This is a genomic window from Vibrio chagasii (assembly GCF_002954585.1).
In the GTDB taxonomy this organism is placed as follows: Bacteria; Pseudomonadota; Gammaproteobacteria; order Enterobacterales; family Vibrionaceae; genus Vibrio; species Vibrio chagasii_A.
Genome location: NZ_MSCI01000001.1, coordinates 553,999 through 571,524, shown reverse-complemented (window position 1 = coordinate 571,524; position 17,526 = coordinate 553,999). Strand labels below are relative to the sequence as shown.

At 44.5% G+C, this 17,526-nt stretch carries 26 protein-coding genes; 7 read left to right on the top strand and 19 right to left on the bottom strand.

The features are described 5' to 3' along the window. Nucleotides 1-188: 188 nt before the first annotated feature. From vxrA to BTO10_RS02750, 5 genes are read left to right on the top strand one after another with little or no spacing between them, the layout of a single operon-like run. The gene (vxrA, locus tag BTO10_RS02770; protein WP_105023497.1) at nucleotides 189-1,661 is read left to right on the top strand and encodes a sensor histidine kinase VxrA; all 1,473 of its coding nucleotides are present in this window, start codon (nucleotides 189-191) and stop codon (nucleotides 1,659-1,661) included. Further along, nucleotides 1,636-2,295, top strand: coding sequence for a response regulator transcription factor VxrB (vxrB, locus tag BTO10_RS02765; RefSeq protein WP_017632827.1), 660 nt, complete (start codon nucleotides 1,636-1,638; stop codon nucleotides 2,293-2,295). The genes vxrA and vxrB overlap by 26 nt, the downstream gene beginning before the upstream one ends. Next, nucleotides 2,295-3,182, top strand: a complete 888-nt coding sequence (locus BTO10_RS02760; protein WP_004739136.1) for a DUF2861 family protein — start codon at nucleotides 2,295-2,297, stop codon at nucleotides 3,180-3,182. The genes vxrB and BTO10_RS02760 overlap by 1 nt, the downstream gene beginning before the upstream one ends. A 50-nt stretch (nucleotides 3,183-3,232) precedes the next feature. Beyond that, nucleotides 3,233-4,384 carry a conjugal transfer protein TraF gene (locus BTO10_RS02755; RefSeq protein WP_105023496.1) on the top strand — a complete coding sequence of 384 codons (1,152 nt, stop codon included), beginning with the start codon at nucleotides 3,233-3,235 and terminating at the stop codon, nucleotides 4,382-4,384. Nucleotides 4,385-4,425: 41 nt separating this feature from the next. Beyond that, nucleotides 4,426-4,578 (top strand): YoaH family protein, encoded by a 153-nt coding sequence (locus BTO10_RS02750; RefSeq protein ID WP_004739134.1) that lies wholly within the window; start codon nucleotides 4,426-4,428, stop codon nucleotides 4,576-4,578. Between the two features lie 690 nt (nucleotides 4,579-5,268). Here BTO10_RS02750 and BTO10_RS02745 read toward each other — a convergent pair. After that, a complete protein-coding gene (locus tag BTO10_RS02745; protein ID WP_105023495.1) occupies nucleotides 5,269-6,534 on the bottom strand; it encodes a GGDEF domain-containing protein in 1,266 nt (421 codons plus the stop codon). 1,299 nt (nucleotides 6,535-7,833) lie between these two features. On the opposite strand from BTO10_RS02745, the gene BTO10_RS02740 reads away from it, so the two are divergent. Then, the gene (locus BTO10_RS02740) at nucleotides 7,834-8,247 is read left to right on the top strand and encodes a DUF3653 domain-containing protein (protein WP_105023494.1); all 414 of its coding nucleotides are present in this window, start codon (nucleotides 7,834-7,836) and stop codon (nucleotides 8,245-8,247) included. Nucleotides 8,248-8,255: 8 nt separating this feature from the next. Here BTO10_RS02740 and BTO10_RS02735 read toward each other — a convergent pair whose 3' ends face one another. The 18 genes from BTO10_RS02735 to BTO10_RS02660 all read right to left on the bottom strand — a co-directional run bounded on the left by BTO10_RS02735 (nucleotide 8,256) and on the right by BTO10_RS02660 (nucleotide 16,791). After that, a complete protein-coding gene (locus BTO10_RS02735) occupies nucleotides 8,256-8,981 on the bottom strand; it encodes a hypothetical protein (protein ID WP_105023493.1) in 726 nt (241 codons plus the stop codon). A gap of 233 nt (nucleotides 8,982-9,214) precedes the next feature. After that, the gene (locus BTO10_RS23410; protein WP_004739099.1) at nucleotides 9,215-9,364 is read right to left on the bottom strand and encodes a hypothetical protein; all 150 of its coding nucleotides are present in this window, start codon (nucleotides 9,362-9,364) and stop codon (nucleotides 9,215-9,217) included. Continuing rightward, on the bottom strand, nucleotides 9,364-9,585 hold the full coding sequence (locus tag BTO10_RS02730; RefSeq protein ID WP_004739097.1) for a hypothetical protein: 222 nt from the start codon (nucleotides 9,583-9,585) through the stop codon (nucleotides 9,364-9,366). The genes BTO10_RS23410 and BTO10_RS02730 overlap by 1 nt, the downstream gene beginning before the upstream one ends. Nucleotides 9,586-9,676: 91 nt before the next feature. Further along, entirely contained in the window at nucleotides 9,677-10,096 is a 420-nt protein-coding gene (locus BTO10_RS02725; RefSeq protein ID WP_105023492.1) for a virion protein, read from the bottom strand. A gap of 17 nt (nucleotides 10,097-10,113) precedes the next feature. Further along, the gene (locus BTO10_RS02720) at nucleotides 10,114-10,356 is read right to left on the bottom strand and encodes a phage tail assembly chaperone (protein WP_105023491.1); all 243 of its coding nucleotides are present in this window, start codon (nucleotides 10,354-10,356) and stop codon (nucleotides 10,114-10,116) included. Nucleotides 10,357-10,358: 2 nt separating this feature from the next. Next, a complete protein-coding gene (locus BTO10_RS02715) occupies nucleotides 10,359-11,153 on the bottom strand; it encodes a hypothetical protein (protein WP_105023490.1) in 795 nt (264 codons plus the stop codon). Beyond that, a complete protein-coding gene (locus BTO10_RS02710) occupies nucleotides 11,150-11,419 on the bottom strand; it encodes a hypothetical protein (RefSeq protein ID WP_105023489.1) in 270 nt (89 codons plus the stop codon). Before BTO10_RS02710 ends, BTO10_RS02715 begins: the two co-directional genes overlap by 4 nt. Next, nucleotides 11,416-12,021, bottom strand: coding sequence for a hypothetical protein (locus BTO10_RS02705; protein ID WP_105023488.1), 606 nt, complete (start codon nucleotides 12,019-12,021; stop codon nucleotides 11,416-11,418). The genes BTO10_RS02710 and BTO10_RS02705 overlap by 4 nt, the downstream gene beginning before the upstream one ends. Then, on the bottom strand, nucleotides 12,018-12,713 hold the full coding sequence (locus BTO10_RS02700; protein ID WP_105023487.1) for a hypothetical protein: 696 nt from the start codon (nucleotides 12,711-12,713) through the stop codon (nucleotides 12,018-12,020). The genes BTO10_RS02705 and BTO10_RS02700 overlap by 4 nt, the downstream gene beginning before the upstream one ends. Then, the gene (locus tag BTO10_RS02695) at nucleotides 12,706-13,137 is read right to left on the bottom strand and encodes a hypothetical protein (protein ID WP_105023486.1); all 432 of its coding nucleotides are present in this window, start codon (nucleotides 13,135-13,137) and stop codon (nucleotides 12,706-12,708) included. The genes BTO10_RS02700 and BTO10_RS02695 overlap by 8 nt, the downstream gene beginning before the upstream one ends. After that, nucleotides 13,119-13,328, bottom strand: coding sequence for a hypothetical protein (locus BTO10_RS02690; RefSeq protein WP_105023485.1), 210 nt, complete (start codon nucleotides 13,326-13,328; stop codon nucleotides 13,119-13,121). Before BTO10_RS02690 ends, BTO10_RS02695 begins: the two co-directional genes overlap by 19 nt. Next, entirely contained in the window at nucleotides 13,325-13,477 is a 153-nt protein-coding gene (locus tag BTO10_RS23405; RefSeq protein WP_004739082.1) for a hypothetical protein, read from the bottom strand. The genes BTO10_RS02690 and BTO10_RS23405 overlap by 4 nt, the downstream gene beginning before the upstream one ends. 9 nt (nucleotides 13,478-13,486) lie before the next feature. Continuing rightward, on the bottom strand, nucleotides 13,487-13,762 hold the full coding sequence (locus BTO10_RS02685) for a hypothetical protein (protein ID WP_105023484.1): 276 nt from the start codon (nucleotides 13,760-13,762) through the stop codon (nucleotides 13,487-13,489). A 10-nt stretch (nucleotides 13,763-13,772) separates the two neighbouring features. Next, nucleotides 13,773-14,576 (bottom strand): major capsid protein P2, encoded by an 804-nt coding sequence (locus BTO10_RS02680; protein ID WP_105023483.1) that lies wholly within the window; start codon nucleotides 14,574-14,576, stop codon nucleotides 13,773-13,775. 251 nt (nucleotides 14,577-14,827) lie between these two features. After that, nucleotides 14,828-15,484 carry an ATPase gene (locus BTO10_RS02675; RefSeq protein ID WP_105023482.1) on the bottom strand — a complete coding sequence of 219 codons (657 nt, stop codon included), beginning with the start codon at nucleotides 15,482-15,484 and terminating at the stop codon, nucleotides 14,828-14,830. A 125-nt stretch (nucleotides 15,485-15,609) separates the two neighbouring features. Then, nucleotides 15,610-16,116, bottom strand: coding sequence for a hypothetical protein (locus tag BTO10_RS02670; protein ID WP_105023481.1), 507 nt, complete (start codon nucleotides 16,114-16,116; stop codon nucleotides 15,610-15,612). Nucleotides 16,117-16,129: 13 nt separating this feature from the next. Continuing rightward, the gene (locus tag BTO10_RS02665) at nucleotides 16,130-16,489 is read right to left on the bottom strand and encodes a hypothetical protein (RefSeq protein ID WP_105023480.1); all 360 of its coding nucleotides are present in this window, start codon (nucleotides 16,487-16,489) and stop codon (nucleotides 16,130-16,132) included. Next, on the bottom strand, nucleotides 16,486-16,791 hold the full coding sequence (locus BTO10_RS02660; RefSeq protein ID WP_105023479.1) for a hypothetical protein: 306 nt from the start codon (nucleotides 16,789-16,791) through the stop codon (nucleotides 16,486-16,488). The genes BTO10_RS02665 and BTO10_RS02660 overlap by 4 nt, the downstream gene beginning before the upstream one ends. A 235-nt stretch (nucleotides 16,792-17,026) precedes the next feature. Between BTO10_RS02660 and BTO10_RS02655 the strand changes: the two genes are divergently transcribed. Further along, complete coding sequence (locus BTO10_RS02655) at nucleotides 17,027-17,482, top strand: hypothetical protein (RefSeq protein ID WP_102533131.1); 456 nt, start codon at nucleotides 17,027-17,029, stop codon at nucleotides 17,480-17,482. Nucleotides 17,483-17,526: the final 44 nt, after the last annotated feature.

The following is a 17,526-nucleotide window of genomic DNA, read 5'->3' as shown; positions in this document are numbered from 1 at the left end:
GATATGAGCAGACTAATTTTCCCCATCGAGATGACGAAATGGTTTTGCTCCGATGCGTTAAACCAGCATATTCGCTCGCTTTGAGCGTAATAGAGTCAATTTAACGACAGCCAGCCGCCGTTCTCGCTGCTTTTCATGCGGTTAAAATTTATCTTTGAAAGCGAATGGTATATATTTGTTTGTTCTATATGAATTTGTACTGGTTTGTGATCATCAAAAGAACATTTACTCTTCTTATCGCTACGTTATCAGTATCAGTAAACGCGTTTGCTGATTCTTTGCCTGAGCGTATCGATAACTTCACCAAACTATTTGATCATGAAACGGCAATCGAATCTTATGACATTCGATTGCTTCAGGCTGATTATCCAACTCGCCTAATCACGCCTTCTTCAATGCTGCCGCAAACCGCAGAGTACCCACTTAAAGATATTCAGCGCCTATACCAGTTATCAAAAACTTGTAGTGGTAAGTTGCCGTTAAGCCCATTGATCACTGAACCTTTAGTGTTTACGCGCGCGATGTGTAAGGGCACTAAATTGTCGGATCGTTGGTTTAGTCGTAGTGGTTTGATTCACCCTGGTGGAGGCTCTTATGCGGCGCGTTATGTTGAGAAGTACCCAGAAAAGTTCGACTCTTTGAAACGTTACATGCATATTCAAGAGCGCCCGAATACTGAAAATGATGAGTTACTGTCTCGCTTGCAACAAATGGACAACGAAGCTATTACTTCGCTGTTGGCTGGTGCTAGCATGTTTGTCGAGCTCGACGAGATGTGGATTAAACGTGGTGACAGATATTATCTGTACACAGAATCTGATTGGCATGAAAACGCCACAGTAGCAGGGTTGTCTTTCAGTTTATCGTCAGAAGGTAAGAGTTGTTTCGTCCAACGTGGTAACGTTTGTTGGGAAATAGAAGATCACTCTGAACTGCTTCAGATCGCAATGTTCATCTTAGTGATCGCTAACATCATGCTTGTGCTAGGTTGGGCGATATACCGTTGGAACAATAAGAAACAGGAATTAAAGAGTCGCATGTTGGTTCTTCAGATTTTAACCCATGAACTGAGAACACCGATTGCGAGCTTATCATTGACCGTTGAAGGGTTTAGACGGGAGTTCGAACACTTACCTGAATCGGTATATGATGAATTCCGTCGACTGTGTGAAGACACGCGTCGTTTAAGACAGTTAGCAGAGGCAAGTAAAGACTACTTGCAGTCGGACAATCAACCACTTGCAACAGAGTGGGTGCCAAGCGTACAAGAGTGGTTAGAGTACAAAGTTGAAGAAGATTTCGCTCCTGGAATCGAACTACGCATCAACCAAGATATTGCTGCAAAAGTGAACGTATATTGGTTAGGAACCTGTATCGATAACCTGATCAGGAACGCGGTTAAATACGGTGTCGCACCAGTGATACTAGAACTGAATACTTCTGACAAGAAGCTGACATTCAAAGTTATAGATAATGGAGACTTGTCCCGCAAAGACTGGGGGCAACTAAGAAAGCCATTCGTTAGTAAGAGTGGACTAGGTTTAGGTCTGACGATAGTAGAATCTATGGTCGGAAAAATGGGCGGTCACATGACGCTAATCGGCCCCCCGACAACATTTATTTTGGAGATACCTTGTGAAACAGACATTGCTTCTCGTTGAAGATGATAAGAATTTAGCTGATGGCCTATTAGTTAGCCTTGAGCAAGCTGGGTATGAATGTTTGCATGCTGAACTGATCTCTGAAGTTGAAGGCTATTGGGAACAAGCGGACCTAGTTATCCTAGACCGTCAACTTCCTGATGGTGACTCAGTAGATTCACTTCCAGGCTGGAAGAAGAAGAAAGATATCCCTGTAATTTTGCTGACAGCATTGGTTACAGTGAAAGATAAAGTAGCGGGCCTAGATTCAGGCGCGAACGATTACCTAACAAAGCCATTCGCAGAAGCTGAGCTGTTTGCTCGTATTCGTGCGCAGCTTCGCCTGCCAGATGCTGAAGAGCAGGACGCATCTAAAGTTATCGCTCAAAACCTTGTTATCGACAAGGCAACGCGTGAAGTGTTTTTCAATGAGCAAGAAGTGACGCTAACACGTACGGAATTTGATCTGTTGTTGTTCTTGGCAAGTAACCTAGGCCGTGTATTTACACGTGACGAATTACTTGATCACGTATGGGGATACAACCACTTCCCAACAACTCGTACCGTAGATACGCATGTTCTGCAATTAAGACAGAAGCTACCAGGTCTAGAGATCGAAACGCTACGTGGCGTTGGCTATAAGATGAAAGCGTAATGAAAAAAGCCTTACTTCCACTATTAATGCTATCGAGTGTCGTTAACATCGCACACGCAGCAGATTGGTTTAAAAGCAGCGATGCTCTTACTCAAGTACATAAACATTTGTTGGATAATGATTTACCACAGATGTTTGATTCTTTAGTGGAAGTTTGGCAAAGCAATTCATCTCAATCTCGAGAAAATCACCTCAATGAATTGTTTGACCAAGCGTTGAACAAAGATTGTGGTAAAACCCTCACAAAAAAAACTTTGCCTGACTGGATAAGTTCAGTTGTCGTCAAAAGGCACATTATTCAAAGCCCTGGCCGAGACACATTCCGAGTTTCAATTGATGTCGAATCTGAGCAAAGCATTCAAGATATCACCTTCGAAAAATGGGTAGACAAGGTTGTCTCTTCCGATAGTGAATTCATGAAGGAAAGTGAAGTGGTCAACAATGCCTCTGTCAGTTTGTACCGCAAGCGTTATAACCTAGCGTCACAGTTGGATTCTGGTTTATATCGTCTGAATGTGAAAGGCGATGGTGGTAACTCTTGGAGCACTTGGATTGTTTTGGGTGAAGTCTCGATGCGCCAGCAGGTACACTGGGCATCTAAAGATACATGGCGAATTGATAAGAAAGACTTGCTTAACCCATATTGTCCGTTACCTAAGTTAGAAGTCGGTTTATACGACTATATTGACGAGCAGTATGAACAAGTGTGGGGTAAGAGCTATGAGTCGGATTATCCGATGAGCTTGTCTGGTGAAGATTTGCCCAATGACCGATATGTTCTGGCTGTTTCTATGGTGCATTCACGCTGGCAAGGCGATATAGCGATAGAACAAGCACAAACTATCAGTAAAACTTATGATATTTCTAGCGAAGAAGAGTTAAAGTAATTTAAAATTGTGTCGTTAACTTTATAAGGGATCTAACAAAGATAAACGGCATGAAAAAAACTACTAAACTACTCGCAGCGTCCATTGCTTTCGCCAGTCTTCCTATCTCCGCAGCAAACTACGCTATTGAAGCGCGTGGTGATGCGATGGGTGGTGTTGGTGTTGTTTCTGCAAACTTCCTAACTGCTCCATTCTATAACCCTGCATTGGTCGCTATTTACCGTCGCAACGATGACATGGGTATGATTACCCCAAGTTTTGGTGGTAAATACAACGATCCTAACGATATGAAATCGAATATCGATAGTGTTATTGACGCTTCAAATACAGCAGACTTAGATGCCGCTCTTACTAAGCTTGATGGTAACCAAGCAAACGTAGAGCTTGGTGGTGTTGTGGCATTCGCGCTTCCTAACCAATTTGTTGCTGCGAACTTATTTGCTAAAGCTTACACTGAATCTTTTGCAACGCCTGACGTTTACACGACTGGTTCCGACACGGACAAAGTCGAGTTGTCTACCGTTGAAGCTGTGTCAATCGGTGTAACTGAAGTTGGCCTTTCTCTTGCTAAATACCAAACCTTTATGGGCCAACACATCTCTTTTGGTATTACTCCTAAGATTCAACGTATCTACACATACAACTACATTGCATCGGTTAACGATTACGATCTCTCTGACGTAAGAGAAAACAGCAATGGTGAAACTGCATTTAATATGGATGCAGGTGCGCTTTGGTTCTTCGGACCGTTCCGAGTAGGTGTCGCTGCGACTAACTTATTCTCAAGAGACATTGAAACGAAAGATACATCAAAAAGATTAGTAAGCTCGACAGATCCAACTAAGTATCATGATGTCGGGGGTAAATACGCTTATCAACTTGAGCCAGTTTATACCGTTGGTGCAGGTATCGTGTCTGACTACTTCTCATTAAGTGTGGATTACGATTTGAATGAGACAGAAAAGTTTACTTCGTTTGAAGACAATGAGCAGATAATTCGTGTCGGTACTGAAGTTGATCTGTTGCGTCAAATGCAGCTAAGGGCAGGGTACTACAAGAACCTAGCTTACTCTGACTCGGAAGGAACTATCACAGCCGGTATTGGTTTGTCGCCACTTAATTTGTTCCAACTAGATCTAAGTGCTAACTACACAAACGAAAACGCAATGGGTGCATCTATCAATTTCCTTGCTAGTTACTAATAGTCCTTATATAGTTCTGCTCCTAAATAAAGGAGCAGAACATGCTAAACGACTTACCAACCCTTTCTCACGAAGAACAACAAAAAGCTGTTGAACGAATCCAAGAAATGATGAGCCAAGGTGTTAGCACAGCACAAGCTATCAAAATCGTTGCTGAGCAAATTCGTGAAGAAATGAGTAACAAAGAAGAGTAGGGCGTCAGCCCTTCTTTTTTAACAACCTAATGCACTATAACTAAAAAAGTTGCACGCAAATATATTATCTCGCCAATCACAACCTTAATACCGCACTAGAATAAACACCTTTATTTCTGATAATCCACATATATTCAATAGGTTACCTCGGAGTAATCTACTTCTTGGGGTGTTCTTCATTTTATTTGTAATTAAGTTACAGACAAAGGTGAAAGTTAAACATTTTGGTGTTTCGGTGTCAGTATTTGTGTCACCAGCCGTAAGTTTTTCAATATCAGAGCTTTTTTAACGTTCGTGACGCTGTGACTTCAATGATTCGCGAATTGATTAAGCAAAATCTTCAATGAGAAAGGTTTTATGGTTTAAGTTTGGGAGGGTTCGTGGCGAGCAGCGATATTGAGATACTCAGGGACAGAGCTGCGTATCTAACGGTGCTTAGAACAGGGTTCGCATACTTCAAGCGCAGTAGAAAGTAGTTGCTGAGGGCACTTTAGTGCGGCTAGTACAAGGTCGGTATTGTGGTGGATAGTGATTTACTTAAGCGTGTGGCTCGAGCTTGAAGGAAGTTAATTTATCCTCGCTCGAATGGGCATGAGATTGGAATGCATGCCATGCATTAGCGGCGAGCATTGGTGGGCAACTATCTTACAGCGGCTTAGAGACGGGCAGATGAAAAACGATGAGATGGACTTAAAACGTCACGACTTGGTTTCGTCCGTTGTTCTTTGCTTCATACAGTGCTTTGTCTGCTCGTTTGATTGCAGAACGTATAGACTCATTTTGCTTAAGCTGTGTGACACCAGTAGAAGCTGTCACAGTTAACCCGTTCGGCCATGCCTTTGTGTCCATTTCAAGGTATAAGTTATCGATTGATTCGTGACACTGTAGCGTTGTTTGTTCTAGACAAACAAGTAGAAACTCCTCACCGCCCCAGCGATAAAGTAAATACTGTTCACCAAGGGTTTCGTATGTAGTAGCGACAAACTGAACGAGAACTTTGTCGCCTATTTCATGGCCGTGTTGGTCGTTGATTTGTTTGAAATGGTCTAAGTCAAACAACGCGACGTGAATCATTTTCTCTTGCTGCGCCAGCCTTTCGAAATCATAGAAGGAATCTAGTGCTTCGGTTCTGTTTCGACAGCCAGTTAACGGATCGGTCGATGCTTTCACCTTTAGTTCTTCAATTTCTTGGGTTAAATAGCGTTGTTGCTGTGTAGAACGAGCTTTATTACGTCGAGCGATGTGTAGAGCACAGCAGACATAGTAGACGGCATATATTACCCATAATCCAACCAACAGCTCACCTAGCAAAGCCTTGCTGATGATTTTACCGTGGAAGACAATACTATAGATCTTAATTGAATGATGCCCGGCAAGCGTGCTCGCACCAAGACCAAGCTCAACAGATACTGCGTTCGTGATCTCTACCGCGCTATCAGAAACAGGGTGGTTATAATGATCAATCCACCAGAATGGGACGTTGAAGTAGTCCAAGTCGATGAGGCTTGCATCTGGTAGCGAAAAGTCTAAGCGATTGAACTTGTTCGACATTGCATCGCCTTTCACACTGTAGCGCTCGTCGTAGTTACGAATGTAAAAACGAAACCTTGGGTCATCTTGTCCTTCGTAATCCATGTTAATGGTTACCGAATCATAGGTGGACAGATCTAAACCTTTGCCTTCTTCAGATAGCACGAATTCAATCTCACAAAATGGCTTGCTGTAGGTACGCTTAAAGTCACACTGTAACTCTATACCATCTTTTAATCTGCGTAACGAGCCAACTGTTCCGCCATTATGGATGCGGTCTGTGTTAACCAACGTAGGGTATTTGTCTGGCCCAATGACGTAGCTCTTGTTCATGAACTTATCAAAAGAGAGTAACGACAATAGGGTGATTGCTAGGCAAAAAATCGAGAGGAATATGTTGAGTTTGCGGAATGCTTTGTCGCTCATGATATTTAACCCATACACGTAATTTGAACCCAATGCCGCATTATTTTAGAGTAGGTTCAATCAGATGTTAGAGTATTTGTATTCGTAGAATCGCCATACCCTAAAAATTAGTTCTTAGCTGATGTTGATACAGGAAAGCTAGCTATTAAACCAAATAGAAGTTTAATAACTGAACGCAGTGCATTGATTTTGAATGTAATTTAGTCAGTAAGTACCGTTTTTACGGGGGTTGAAAGTTAACTGTATAAATGTACAGTTAATTTTAAGCGGGTTTGTTTATTGTCTTTATAGCGAATCTGAGGCCTTTATGAGTTCGCTAAGTAGCGGGCCGCAAAAGCAAACAGTTCTTTAATTCGATAACGCTACGCTGTCGCTTTTTTGGTGCATATCTTAAGTGGGTAAGGCGAGAACATGAGGAAATAGCCTTAAACTAACCCCTGAACTGTTTCAGGTAATATATGATTAGAGTCTGATTTCAGCTTTGAGCACTTGCAAAGTTGAACTTACATTAGTGATAAACAGGATATGGTAATGGCTAGGTTTAAGGTCTTAAAATTTTGGTGGTTCTAAGGCAAAGCTAGTACCAAGTGCTGGTTGCTACAGAGCGAGATCAAATGTGGGCATTACAGTGCATTCGGAGTCTAAACAGTCAAAGCTAGAAAAATAATCTAGGCACAGAGTCGAAACGCATAAATCCAAGCATCTAGATTTTGTTTGTGTAGTTAACATGATCGCGTGTGTGAAATCTGAAAACAGAACAGCAGGATTATTGACAGAATCTACACAAAGGACTGGTAGCCATCGTTTGTAAGTTGTGAGGAATTGAGCGTTAAATATTCAGTGGTTAGAATCATTTGAGAATTTATTTTTCGTAAGCAAAGCAACGTAATAGTCTGGCGGGCAACTGTAAATAGCTAAAGGCGAATTCTAAAAGGCGCTCGGTTTAGACCCTGAAAAGTATTTAACTGGTGAAATGAAAGTGCGTGACTTGTTTGGAGCTAACGTGTAACGAGATTCCAAAATGGTTAAACGAATGATTTTAGTGGTTCAGTACGTAAAATCTGCCAGGGATAAGGCTCGTAAAGCTGTCAGATTTCAATGTAAATCACTGCGTATTATGGCTTCTTATGTAAAACAAGCTGCATAGGTGTTTGAATTAACAGTAGTAGCCAAATAAGTCAGTGGTAGGTCTCTCACAAATGTAAATATTTATATATATGAAGCTCTTATGTTGATTGTGACTGAACTACTAGAAAAATATGATTTTCGTCCATTTATAAAAAATGAGACTTAGATCACATGAAGAATAAGATAAAAGAAGAGCTATTCAATAACGGCCTATACATCAATCAAGTTAATGACCTGCTGCTATGGCATTTTGATGGGCGTGATGAAGCGGCAGCCTTTTTTGGTGTAACGCCTCAAACCGTTAAGAACTGGCAAACAAAAGGTAATTGGCCTTTATCAGTCATCCGATTACTTTTAGTGATCCACCGTGGATACTTGCCGACTTCGAAGTCATGGAGAGGCTTTAAGATTCGGGGGGATGTTCTATACACTCCAGGAGGGCGCGAGCTGTCAGCTTATGATCTTATGGAGCTAGATATAAAAATGAGCCTTGAAACCGCCTCTAATGTTATTCAATTTAGAAGAAAAAAAAAGAAACGGTTTAGACTCAGAAAGCAGGGCGTTAAACGCCCTGTGATTAAATAATGTTTTGCTTAAATAGGTGAGTTTCCCCAAAGTGAATAGTTTTCATTGCCTAAGATTCCTGCAATACGGTTTATCCCGTTAAGTTCAACTGTTAGCAACACACCATCGTATGAACCATTCATCTCTGCGTCTGCACATGATACAGCCTGTGCACCCTTTATATCGAAGTATGAACCATTACGCACAAGATTCCCTGAGATCGTGCAATCAGAATTGATAATGAAAGAGCCGTCGCCGTTTATGGTCCATGTACTGCCGTCTTGTGGGTCAGTATGTGTACCTACAATCTTTCCTAATTCTAAAGAATCCGAAGTCTTATCCATCGAATAGATAAGGTTCTCATCATCTAAGACTGCATTTAATGTAACTGATTTACCGGAAAAAGTGGCCGTCATTTCTTGTTCTTCATCGGTGTAGCTAATGGTGTTAGTAACAACTGTTAAACCGACGGTTTTCATCTGATTTGTTGTTGTCGTTCCATTATGTGCGATGAAAACAGCATCCTCGGTAAAGTCTCCCAGAACAAGGTTGTCCTTAGCTCTTGCAGAGTCAATGAGCATTGCTTGTGAAGTGAGTTGATTAACATATATGCCATTGCCTGAAAACTTTGTTGTGCTAGATTCTTCACTATTACTGCCACCGGCACTGGTATCGCCACCGCCACCGCCACCGCCGCCACAGCCAACTAGACCGACAGACAACACCATTCCAAAAATTAAGCCACTGTTTTTCATTGTTTTTCTCTCTTTATATTTATGAGGCTGGTAGCATACATCTGAGTGGTGTAGCTCGCAAAGTGCGAGCTATAGTTTACGCAGTAAGTTTTTTAAATTTGGGATCTTATGCGTTTCATAGTCGGGGAGTTTCCTTGGATCAAAGTCTTTTAGTTCAGCTTTACGTCTAGTACTGGCATAGACGCAAAGTGAACTGAACAAGAGGACAGGAACCACAACGATATAAGAACGCTTCATGATTTGTTCTCTAACCTTGTGACACGCTCATCCATCTTTTCAAGCATGACTCTTAGCCACTTCACATCTGTTTTTAATGTCATACCTACACCGATTCCAGAGAAAAGCGAACTAAGCGCAAACACTAAAATAGTCTGATATTCCATCAATCCCACTCTTTGCGAAAGGCTTCCCATAGTCCCACGGCGAACGGCACAACCGTACCAATAAGACCGCCATATTGAACTCCTGTATCTGTCACCGTAGCGGTCAGAAATTCAGGGTGACCAGAGGCTAGGGCAATGCCCGCACCAACCAAAGCAATGCCTTTCTTCGTTGAAGGTTGGTCAAGGTCAATGCAAAGGTTGTCTTTCAAAAACTTCTTCATAGTAGTTTGTTTCCTTTTAAAAACTTGATGGTGTAGGCGGCGAGAACGCCACCTACTACGGTTAATGCTATGCTTTTGAAATCTGCTTTCGTCATGCCATGGCAACCCCTTCACGCGCCATGCTCAAGCCGTAATAATTGCCGACTTCTTTACGACTCATCGCATGTAAGAGCTTGGCTAATTGCTCATTGTTGTTTACATCAACCACTTGATTAGGACTGATCCCCGTCCACTCGCTGACGTGTTTGATGTACAGCTCGGTGTCGTTCTCAATGGATGGAGCGAAGCGGTTGATCATCTCGCTTAAGGTTCGAAATCCTTGTCGTGAGTAGCTGCGAAGAATCCGCGCACCCGCCCGAAAACCATAGGTAGGGTGCTTGAACTCTTCGAAGCTTTTATCGAGGTCGAGAAGGTGCTCACCGTCCCACTGAGTGCGATCACCTTTAGATTCTCGGATGTTTAGCGGGTTGTTGTTACGTACCCCGCGCGGCAATGTCTTTCTGTATGTCATGTAGGCAAGCCCCCCAATTATGCAGACGCTTGCGGCAATGATGGTTTTTGAGGCCATACCACATCCTTTGCGTTGCTGTATGTTTTAGAAATATCGCGCAGCGCCTGACGGTACTGTCGAAATGGCACGGCATCGACACCTTGGTCTAACGCTGTTTCCACAAGGTGATCTGCTTCTACAAGTAACGGCTGACGCTGCTCTCGAATTTCTTGCCATTGGCAAACAGGGTGCAACTCTTCAAATGTCATTAACTTTTCCATAATTAAAGCTCCGGTAATCCCATCCAATCGTTAGGGTCGGTGATGTTTCCAGCCGCGTGACCCGCTAATAAAATCCATGCCTCACCGACTGGTGTTTGTGCGATAAGACAAGGGTGAATGTAATCGCCCAGACGGGCTGTTTTGCTATAGAGTTGGCGTAACCAAGTCCATGTTGTGCCCACGGTTTTAATTGCATTGTTTTGAAGAGATATTTCCCCACTAATGCACTTCACAAAAGCGGCGTGAGTCACTATTTGATTACGATATAAGGATGAACCTGATGTCATATCCCGTGGGATGATGATGTGTTCGCGAGTAAATTCAGCCTTGTTTGAAAAATCCCAAGTCACTCGAATCGCACGTACCGGAGCGGCTATATAGTTGTTCACTGAGCCATTAAAGGTGGGATACACTTTTCTAATATCATTTTGTAACTCTGCAAGCATCGAGTTTTGAATAGCATGTCTGTTTTTACTTCCCTCAATCAAAAGTTGCTCTTCTACGTTGGCTTGACTACGAAAAGCCCATCCGCTTGGAACATCTGAATTGGCAATCAATTCCAATGCTCTTACATTCTTAGAAAGCATGAACTTCGCTGTTAAATCAGCCGTTGGCTTTGTTGCTGTCGCGACTTGGGCATCAAAACTCGCAAGCTTCGAATCAAATGTTCTTTGCATGCTAGATTTAAGCGCATCAAACTGCGTTTGCATGGTTCGAATAGCACCGCCCTTGATGCTATCGAGTAGGTTTCGGGCTTCGGTCACCAGTTGGCCGATTGCCGCAAAATTAGTGTTCATAGAGTGTGTTTCTCCATTTCTTGTGCAACGTTCTGTAGGCGAGGGAGCGTATTTGCTGCCACACTATCCGCCAGTTCGTGAACGTCATTATCTGAGTCGAAAGCATGGCGTTGCATAGATACAACGGCCGCACTTAATGCCACCTGATTGCTGTAGAGGCCTTGCATCATTTGAAGTGCATCTACTTGGTCAGGCTGTAAGTTTTTAAGATGTTCTGTGAGTGGGTCGCATTTCACGACCACTCGACGGGGCATGATGTGGCTCATCGGTGAATCTCCATCATTGCCAGTTTTAAAGGTGTATTGCTGTTGTTATACGCCCAAAGCTCACCGCCACCTGTGACGGTCATACCTGCGGGGGCTTGTCTGTTCCCCATTATCGGCAGACCGACCACAGCGGAAACGTGGCTATCACCCAGCATGGCTTCCACTTCCAAATCGCTAATGTTTTGGATAATCGCCTCTAGCCGTGTCACTGAGGCGTTAAACAAGCGTTTCTTTTGGTTCGGTTGAATCACCAAGTGGTCACGACTAATGAAGCGTTGCGCTGTTTCGGTTCGAGTCGTCACGACTGAACGTATTTCACTGACGGCCATCGAATCGCTGAACTTCACAAGGGCGGGTGGTGTGGTTTTCAGATCGCGTTTAGTGAGCTGATACACCACGCGAATCGATGACGCATGAGGGTTGATAATCTCAAGCTCTTTAAAGCTTGCGATATCTAACGTATCTCCCGCATCAACTCGGATTTTTTCGCCGTTGTCACTGCGAACGTAAAGGTACTCTTGGGACTCACGAACAATGAGCCACTTATCAGAGCCGACACCAAAACGTTTTTCTTCATTGGCCTTAAGGGTTAGCTGTTTCATTGCGCCCCCTTACAGGCCATAGCGACCATTCCGATACCACACGCCACCGCAACGGCAATCGCGACTTTAGACATTTCGCCCGCACTGCCTGTTTGAGAGCGTGAAGCGGTATTTTCAGCCATGGCTAAAGCGGCTCGGGCGTTCTCTCCCGATTGAATCGCCATTGCTTTCACTGCGGCCGTGGTGTCTGCGCTGTTCTGTCGCATGTTGTCCATGGCCTTTTTGCTGATTTCACCGTTTTCCTCTAGAGAGTCACGACCAAACCCTAACGCACTCGCCAAAGACTCCTTACCAAAGCCTAGAGCCTGTTTTAACGACTCTTGATTCGACTTTAAGGCGTCTTTGCTGACACTCTCATTTGAGCGAAGCGCTTCTTTTGTCACGCTTTCGTTTGTCTTGAGGGCATCACGGCCAAAGTCCAGAGATTTATCCACGGTTCGTTCGTTTGCTTTGAGCGCATTAGAACCAAGCTTTGCGGCTTCTCTCATCGCGGCACTGTTGCTGTTTAGGGCATTCTTCGCAATGTCTGTCGCAGCTTTTACTGAGCCGTGGTCGGTCACTGAAATGTTCCCCACGTTGCCGTTGATGCCGGACAGGACAACACCAAGGTTATCGCCACTGATGGCACTCGTGCCGTTCGTATTGGTGGTCTTGGTAACGTTCGAGCTTGAACTTCTTCCGCCTTTACCCATGAGCCCCCCCAAGATGCAGAATGTAGCTGCTTTCTACCTGAGACACGCGCTCATCAAGTTCAAAACCGAATGAGGCTAAAATTCGTCCCATGCCTTTGCGATAGGTGTTATAGCTAATTGAGATGTAGCCCATGGCTTCACACCGCTCAATGATGAGTGGCGCCGCTTCTTGCATGCCTTTTCCGGCCATGGCATTGATGTGGTAACTCCCATCAATCACACGCCCAACAAAGCGAAGTAACACGCCACGCGCTTTAATCAGGTACAACCCAGATTCACCCGTCTTAATACGTTCCACCATTTCAGTCCATTCTGCTTTGGCCTGTTGTGAGCCTACGAACGCTTGCTTAAGCTCTTTGAGGTGATAATCAATATCTCTGCGGGTGCGGGGGATAAATTGAATGTTTAAGTTCTTCTTAGACACATTGCCACCCCGACTATTACTGCTACCCAAGGCAGCCAAGAAGATGCGCCGCCTCCAAAGTTGATAGAGCCGTTTCGAATACCACCGATTGAGTTCGTTGCTGTCGCTTCACTTGGCCCAGCTGAACCGCCTCCGGCATCAATAGGCATTGAGCCGGAGTTTGTCAGACCTCCACTAAGATCCGGTATCATTTGCTCCCCTTAATGACTCGATAAGCCATATAACCGCCGCCACCTAGAGCCGCGACTTTTAATAGTTTTGTGGCACTTGAGCCTGACCAAAATCCCACGCCAAACCCAAGGCCACCCGCGAGAAAGGGAACCACTAGCATTAATGGCATACCTTCTCCTTACCTTGTGACGGCCACGACAAGCATGGTCAGCACCACAGCGACACCGACACCACCGCCCACATAGAGCAACGTTTTATCATTACCCTGTAACTGACGTGACCCCGTCACTGCATTGCCGTTGTTATCTTTGATTGGCTGCTGTGGTTGTTGGGTGGTCGCGGCGTTTTTCGAGTGGTCGCTTGTGGTGGCGGTTTTAATGATGTTGCCGATACCTTCGCCCACATCATCCAACATGCCTGAGCCGAAATTTCCTAAATCGTCAAAAAAAGACAAAGGCTTCTCCTTACACTAAGTCAGGGCGAATGACTTCTACCGATTCAACGATGATAGGAATAGAGCCAACAGGCTTTTTGGTCTTCACCGTAAATTTCAGCTCTGAGTTGTGCATTGTTGCGAACAGCTCATCGATGTAGAAACCACGCATGATTGGATCGAAGTGGAAACAATCGGCTTGCCAGAAACGGCGGTTACGCTTGGCGCGCATTTCTTCCAGACTTTTTGAAGAGTCAAACACCTTCACAAAATCACGGTGAATTTGCAGCGCATGAATTTCGCCACTCAGAAAGTGCATGCGGCGCACCAACTGCAACGGACCCGAAACCAATTCGAGAAATTCGTTTTCAGTTGAGGACGCTTGCATGGTTTGTCTTTTGATTTTTGGGACAAGCACACGAACGGCTTGTCGAGCGGACACGGTCGCCCATGCTTGCAATTGGATAGACGGGGCACTGTCTTGATTTGTGGAAGCGACTTCGACTTCGAGCGTGATGTTATCGCCCGATTCCGTCACAAGCCCTGTGTAGCGCACACCGTTTTTCGTTTTTGCACTGATATCAGCCAGTGGGATGGTAAAAAAGCCTTCGGTTTGCGCGAGGCCTTTGTACGCTTCCAGTGCCTTAATCAGCTCACCATCCAGCACGATAATTTCATCTCCGTTTAGCGTGATGGTGATGCGTCTTAGCTGCGCGGCACTGAGATTCGTTTCAAGGAAAATCTCTTCGTAAGTCGGGCCGATAGGTAGAGTAAGCGTGGCTTTCTCACCGTAGCCTGTCCCTGTGAAAGAGTTCAATTTAGTTGGAGTCGACATAGTAATGAACTCCCTTAACCGATGGTGTCTTCAACAGCGTCAACGTTGTTTGACGCCCAAACCACACCCGCCGCAGCAACAGCCGCAACGAAAGCAATAACCGCGAGTTTCTTTGGTGTAAAACCTGCCATTTGTAAATACCTATAAAAAACCGCCCAACATTAGGCGGTCTTATTGGTACTGCTTTATGTGCCTTCGATACCTAATGGTTATGTGCCTTAGATATGCCTTAAGTGTGATTTATTTCACGTTTACCAACGGATTCGGCCTTTTTCAACGACCACGCCGTATTGCTTGAAGTAGTCGAATTTGACTAATTTTGACTGTTCAATGGCACATATTCCGGTCAAGTCTTCAAGGTATCGGCGGCTCTTGGGTGTCTTGGTTAGCATGATGTAGCCATATTCACAGTTATCGATGATGGTCTTAGGTACTTCTTGGCCACGTTGGAATAGGTTAATGGTGTGAATGTTGTAAGAGCGTCCAAGGCGCAGCAACTTGCCATGGTAGCCCGTGGCTTTACCTGAGCTTGTCGAGTTCTCCGCGACTTCTTCACAGATAACCTTGAGTGCCTTTTTGTGCTTTCCATCGCCGCAGCTCCACACCACACGACAAAACAGGTCGAAGTCTTTCGCAGAAGGCTCTGAGGGGCGATAAGCTATCTTGAAACCTTGCTTGGTTTCTCGTCCGGCCATCAGCGCACAGGCGAACGTGCGTAAGTTGCCATAAACACGGATTTTACGCCCCACGATTTGCCCGTCATATTCACGTTTCGGATCATAAATGGCGACTTGGTCAGTCGAAGAGATGAGTAACTTCTTAGCCAAGGACGATTTACCCGAACCTGACATGCCGACAATGTAGGCGTGGTGGTTATCAAGTGTGTTGTTATTGTTGATTGGTTCCATATCTAACCCTAATAAAAAGACCGCCCGAAAGTGGGCGGCCTTAGTGTTACTGCTTTATGTGCCTTCGATGCCTAATAGCAAGCGGCTTAGATATGCAATAAGTGTGATTTGTCTCACTTAACGGCTTAGTGTGTGGTCTGTTGCTCTTTCTCTTTCTGCGCTTCGTTAGCGGCATCTATGGCCGCTTGTTGGTCGGCTTTCTTGAGGCCGCGATACTGCATGAACAGGGAAGCGGAGATACTCAGAGCGACCATTCCCAAGGAAATCTCTTCCTTGTATTTCACTGCCCAGGGAGGAGGCGCAACGTTGTATTTTAAAATCACCGGTGCGGCGGCTTTTGCCAATGCGTGGGCATTGTCTTCACCAATCTCTAGACGTTCATCAAGCATTTCTTTCAGAGCGAAGTCGGCTATACCCATTCCAACAAGAACGGTTTGCTCTGTGGCTTCAAGTGCCAGTTTCTGAGCGTTCACGGCTTCGGCTTTTTCGTCTTCTTTGTCTAACGCGGCTTGCGGATCAAACTCGGTTTCCAGTTCGTCTAGGAAGTCGTTTTTATCTTGCTCGGTGTGCGTTTCAACTTCTTCTGCATCGATGACAGGTTGATCGAGTTCTACAGTGTTTGGTTTGTTCATGGGATAGGGTTCCTTATACAGCTCTTAAAATCGTGACGGCTTTACCAAGGGTTAGGCCAATGCAAGCACCGATGCCAGCACAAAGTAAACTGGATACGCCTTTAGACTCTGTATCGGGTTGTGGGGGGGCGGTTGGGGCTTCCTGCAGTACTTCGACTTCTTCGGTTTGCTCAACAGGGGCAGGAGGGTTCAGCTCTTCTAAAGGCTTGTACTGCTGTAGATAATCTTGAGTATTGGCATTGCTGCGCTGCTCCGTACACTTACAAACGTTACAACGTCCCTTTAGGTAGGCCGAACGTTTACCGCTGCACTGGCTGACTTCCATCGCTTCATTGCAATTCGGGGCGGTGCATTTCACATAACCTAGAATCATTGTTCTTCTCCTTGAATCTGCTTGACCTGTTCGCGTAGTTCATCGATTTGTTGCTGTAGGTTTTCGAGCGCGGCCACTTTGCTGTCGAAGATTTCACGGGCGGCTTCGAAGTTGGCAATAGCGTAGTCCTTTACGGTGCTAACCAGTTTTAGAGGGGATACTTTCGACCAATCAGGGGAAGCATCCTCGAGAACGCGGCGCGATTCTTTGATGCCGTTTATGACTTGGGTGAACTTGGTTCTAAGGCTATGACTGAAGCAAGGTTCAGCAATAGTAGGGGGTGTATTTTTGGATGGTTCCATAGCTCGTTGCCTTAACTGACGTTAAAAGAAACAAGCCGGAGGTTTTACGAACTGAGCCATTATACATAGTGAAATCCTATATGGTACTTATTTCACATAAATGGTGTGGATTAATACTCTGCTAATTTAATGATTGCTAAAATGCAAAAACCGCGAAGAATCGCGGTTTCAATACACTGTTTCATTTTGTCAAACTTTCCCGAGTCTCAAAATGAAACCTCATGAAGGATTATATATGGAATCGACAGGTATTGCATTTAAGGTGGCTAATTTAATGTTTGGAAGAATTAAGCGGTGGTTTGCTCGTGAAGAACTAAAGCAAGATAGGTTTCTGAGAGTCGATGTTGCGAAGATTGAAAAGATTAACCGAGGAAACCAACTGAGAATTAAGCTCGATATCACTAATTTAGGTTACATGCCTTTGAGCGTGTATTCGATAACGCCGAAAACAGTCTTAATCAATGGTGAAGCACTGGTTGGTTACTTGTGTATCGTAGACTGTGATTTAAACCCGCAACAACGCAAGCAAGTTCCCGTTTTGTTTAACCTTCCTGAAAGCATTCGAACAAGTGAAAAGCTTCACGTTAACGTCGAGATGCTTGAGCTCAAGGCGTCAAAAGCGGGGGAGAAAGTCACCATGCAAAGAATGGATTTGATTCACTATGAACCGTCACAAGCCATAGCTATTTAGAACGGATATTCAGAACAAAGGCCACATCTCGCGATGTGGCCTTT

What these genes read in the sequence shown, in the direction of transcription:
- vxrA (WP_105023497.1), top strand. Translation starts at nt 189, where the DNA reads ATGAATTTGTACTGGTTTGTGATCATCAAAAGAACATTTACTCTTCTT.
- BTO10_RS02760 (WP_004739136.1), top strand. Translation starts at nt 2,295, where the DNA reads ATGAAAAAAGCCTTACTTCCACTATTAATGCTATCGAGTGTCGTTAAC.
- BTO10_RS02755 (WP_105023496.1), top strand. Translation starts at nt 3,233, where the DNA reads ATGAAAAAAACTACTAAACTACTCGCAGCGTCCATTGCTTTCGCCAGT.
- BTO10_RS02750 (WP_004739134.1), top strand. Translation starts at nt 4,426, where the DNA reads ATGCTAAACGACTTACCAACCCTTTCTCACGAAGAACAACAAAAAGCT.
- BTO10_RS02745 (WP_105023495.1), bottom strand. Translation starts at nt 6,534, where the DNA reads ATGAGCGACAAAGCATTCCGCAAACTCAACATATTCCTCTCGATTTTT.
- BTO10_RS02740 (WP_105023494.1), top strand. Translation starts at nt 7,834, where the DNA reads ATGAAGAATAAGATAAAAGAAGAGCTATTCAATAACGGCCTATACATC.
- BTO10_RS02735 (WP_105023493.1), bottom strand. Translation starts at nt 8,981, where the DNA reads ATGAAAAACAGTGGCTTAATTTTTGGAATGGTGTTGTCTGTCGGTCTA.
- BTO10_RS23410 (WP_004739099.1), bottom strand. Translation starts at nt 9,364, where the DNA reads ATGGAATATCAGACTATTTTAGTGTTTGCGCTTAGTTCGCTTTTCTCT.
- BTO10_RS02730 (WP_004739097.1), bottom strand. Translation starts at nt 9,585, where the DNA reads ATGAAGAAGTTTTTGAAAGACAACCTTTGCATTGACCTTGACCAACCT.
- BTO10_RS02725 (WP_105023492.1), bottom strand. Translation starts at nt 10,096, where the DNA reads ATGACATACAGAAAGACATTGCCGCGCGGGGTACGTAACAACAACCCG.
- BTO10_RS02720 (WP_105023491.1), bottom strand. Translation starts at nt 10,356, where the DNA reads ATGGAAAAGTTAATGACATTTGAAGAGTTGCACCCTGTTTGCCAATGG.
- BTO10_RS02715 (WP_105023490.1), bottom strand. Translation starts at nt 11,153, where the DNA reads ATGAACACTAATTTTGCGGCAATCGGCCAACTGGTGACCGAAGCCCGA.
- BTO10_RS02710 (WP_105023489.1), bottom strand. Translation starts at nt 11,419, where the DNA reads ATGAGCCACATCATGCCCCGTCGAGTGGTCGTGAAATGCGACCCACTC.
- BTO10_RS02705 (WP_105023488.1), bottom strand. Translation starts at nt 12,021, where the DNA reads ATGAAACAGCTAACCCTTAAGGCCAATGAAGAAAAACGTTTTGGTGTC.
- BTO10_RS02700 (WP_105023487.1), bottom strand. Translation starts at nt 12,713, where the DNA reads ATGGGTAAAGGCGGAAGAAGTTCAAGCTCGAACGTTACCAAGACCACC.
- BTO10_RS02690 (WP_105023485.1), bottom strand. Translation starts at nt 13,328, where the DNA reads ATGATACCGGATCTTAGTGGAGGTCTGACAAACTCCGGCTCAATGCCT.
- BTO10_RS23405 (WP_004739082.1), bottom strand. Translation starts at nt 13,477, where the DNA reads ATGCCATTAATGCTAGTGGTTCCCTTTCTCGCGGGTGGCCTTGGGTTT.
- BTO10_RS02680 (WP_105023483.1), bottom strand. Translation starts at nt 14,576, where the DNA reads ATGTCGACTCCAACTAAATTGAACTCTTTCACAGGGACAGGCTACGGT.
- BTO10_RS02675 (WP_105023482.1), bottom strand. Translation starts at nt 15,484, where the DNA reads ATGGAACCAATCAACAATAACAACACACTTGATAACCACCACGCCTAC.
- BTO10_RS02670 (WP_105023481.1), bottom strand. Translation starts at nt 16,116, where the DNA reads ATGAACAAACCAAACACTGTAGAACTCGATCAACCTGTCATCGATGCA.
- BTO10_RS02665 (WP_105023480.1), bottom strand. Translation starts at nt 16,489, where the DNA reads ATGATTCTAGGTTATGTGAAATGCACCGCCCCGAATTGCAATGAAGCG.
- BTO10_RS02660 (WP_105023479.1), bottom strand. Translation starts at nt 16,791, where the DNA reads ATGGAACCATCCAAAAATACACCCCCTACTATTGCTGAACCTTGCTTC.
- BTO10_RS02655 (WP_102533131.1), top strand. Translation starts at nt 17,027, where the DNA reads ATGGAATCGACAGGTATTGCATTTAAGGTGGCTAATTTAATGTTTGGA.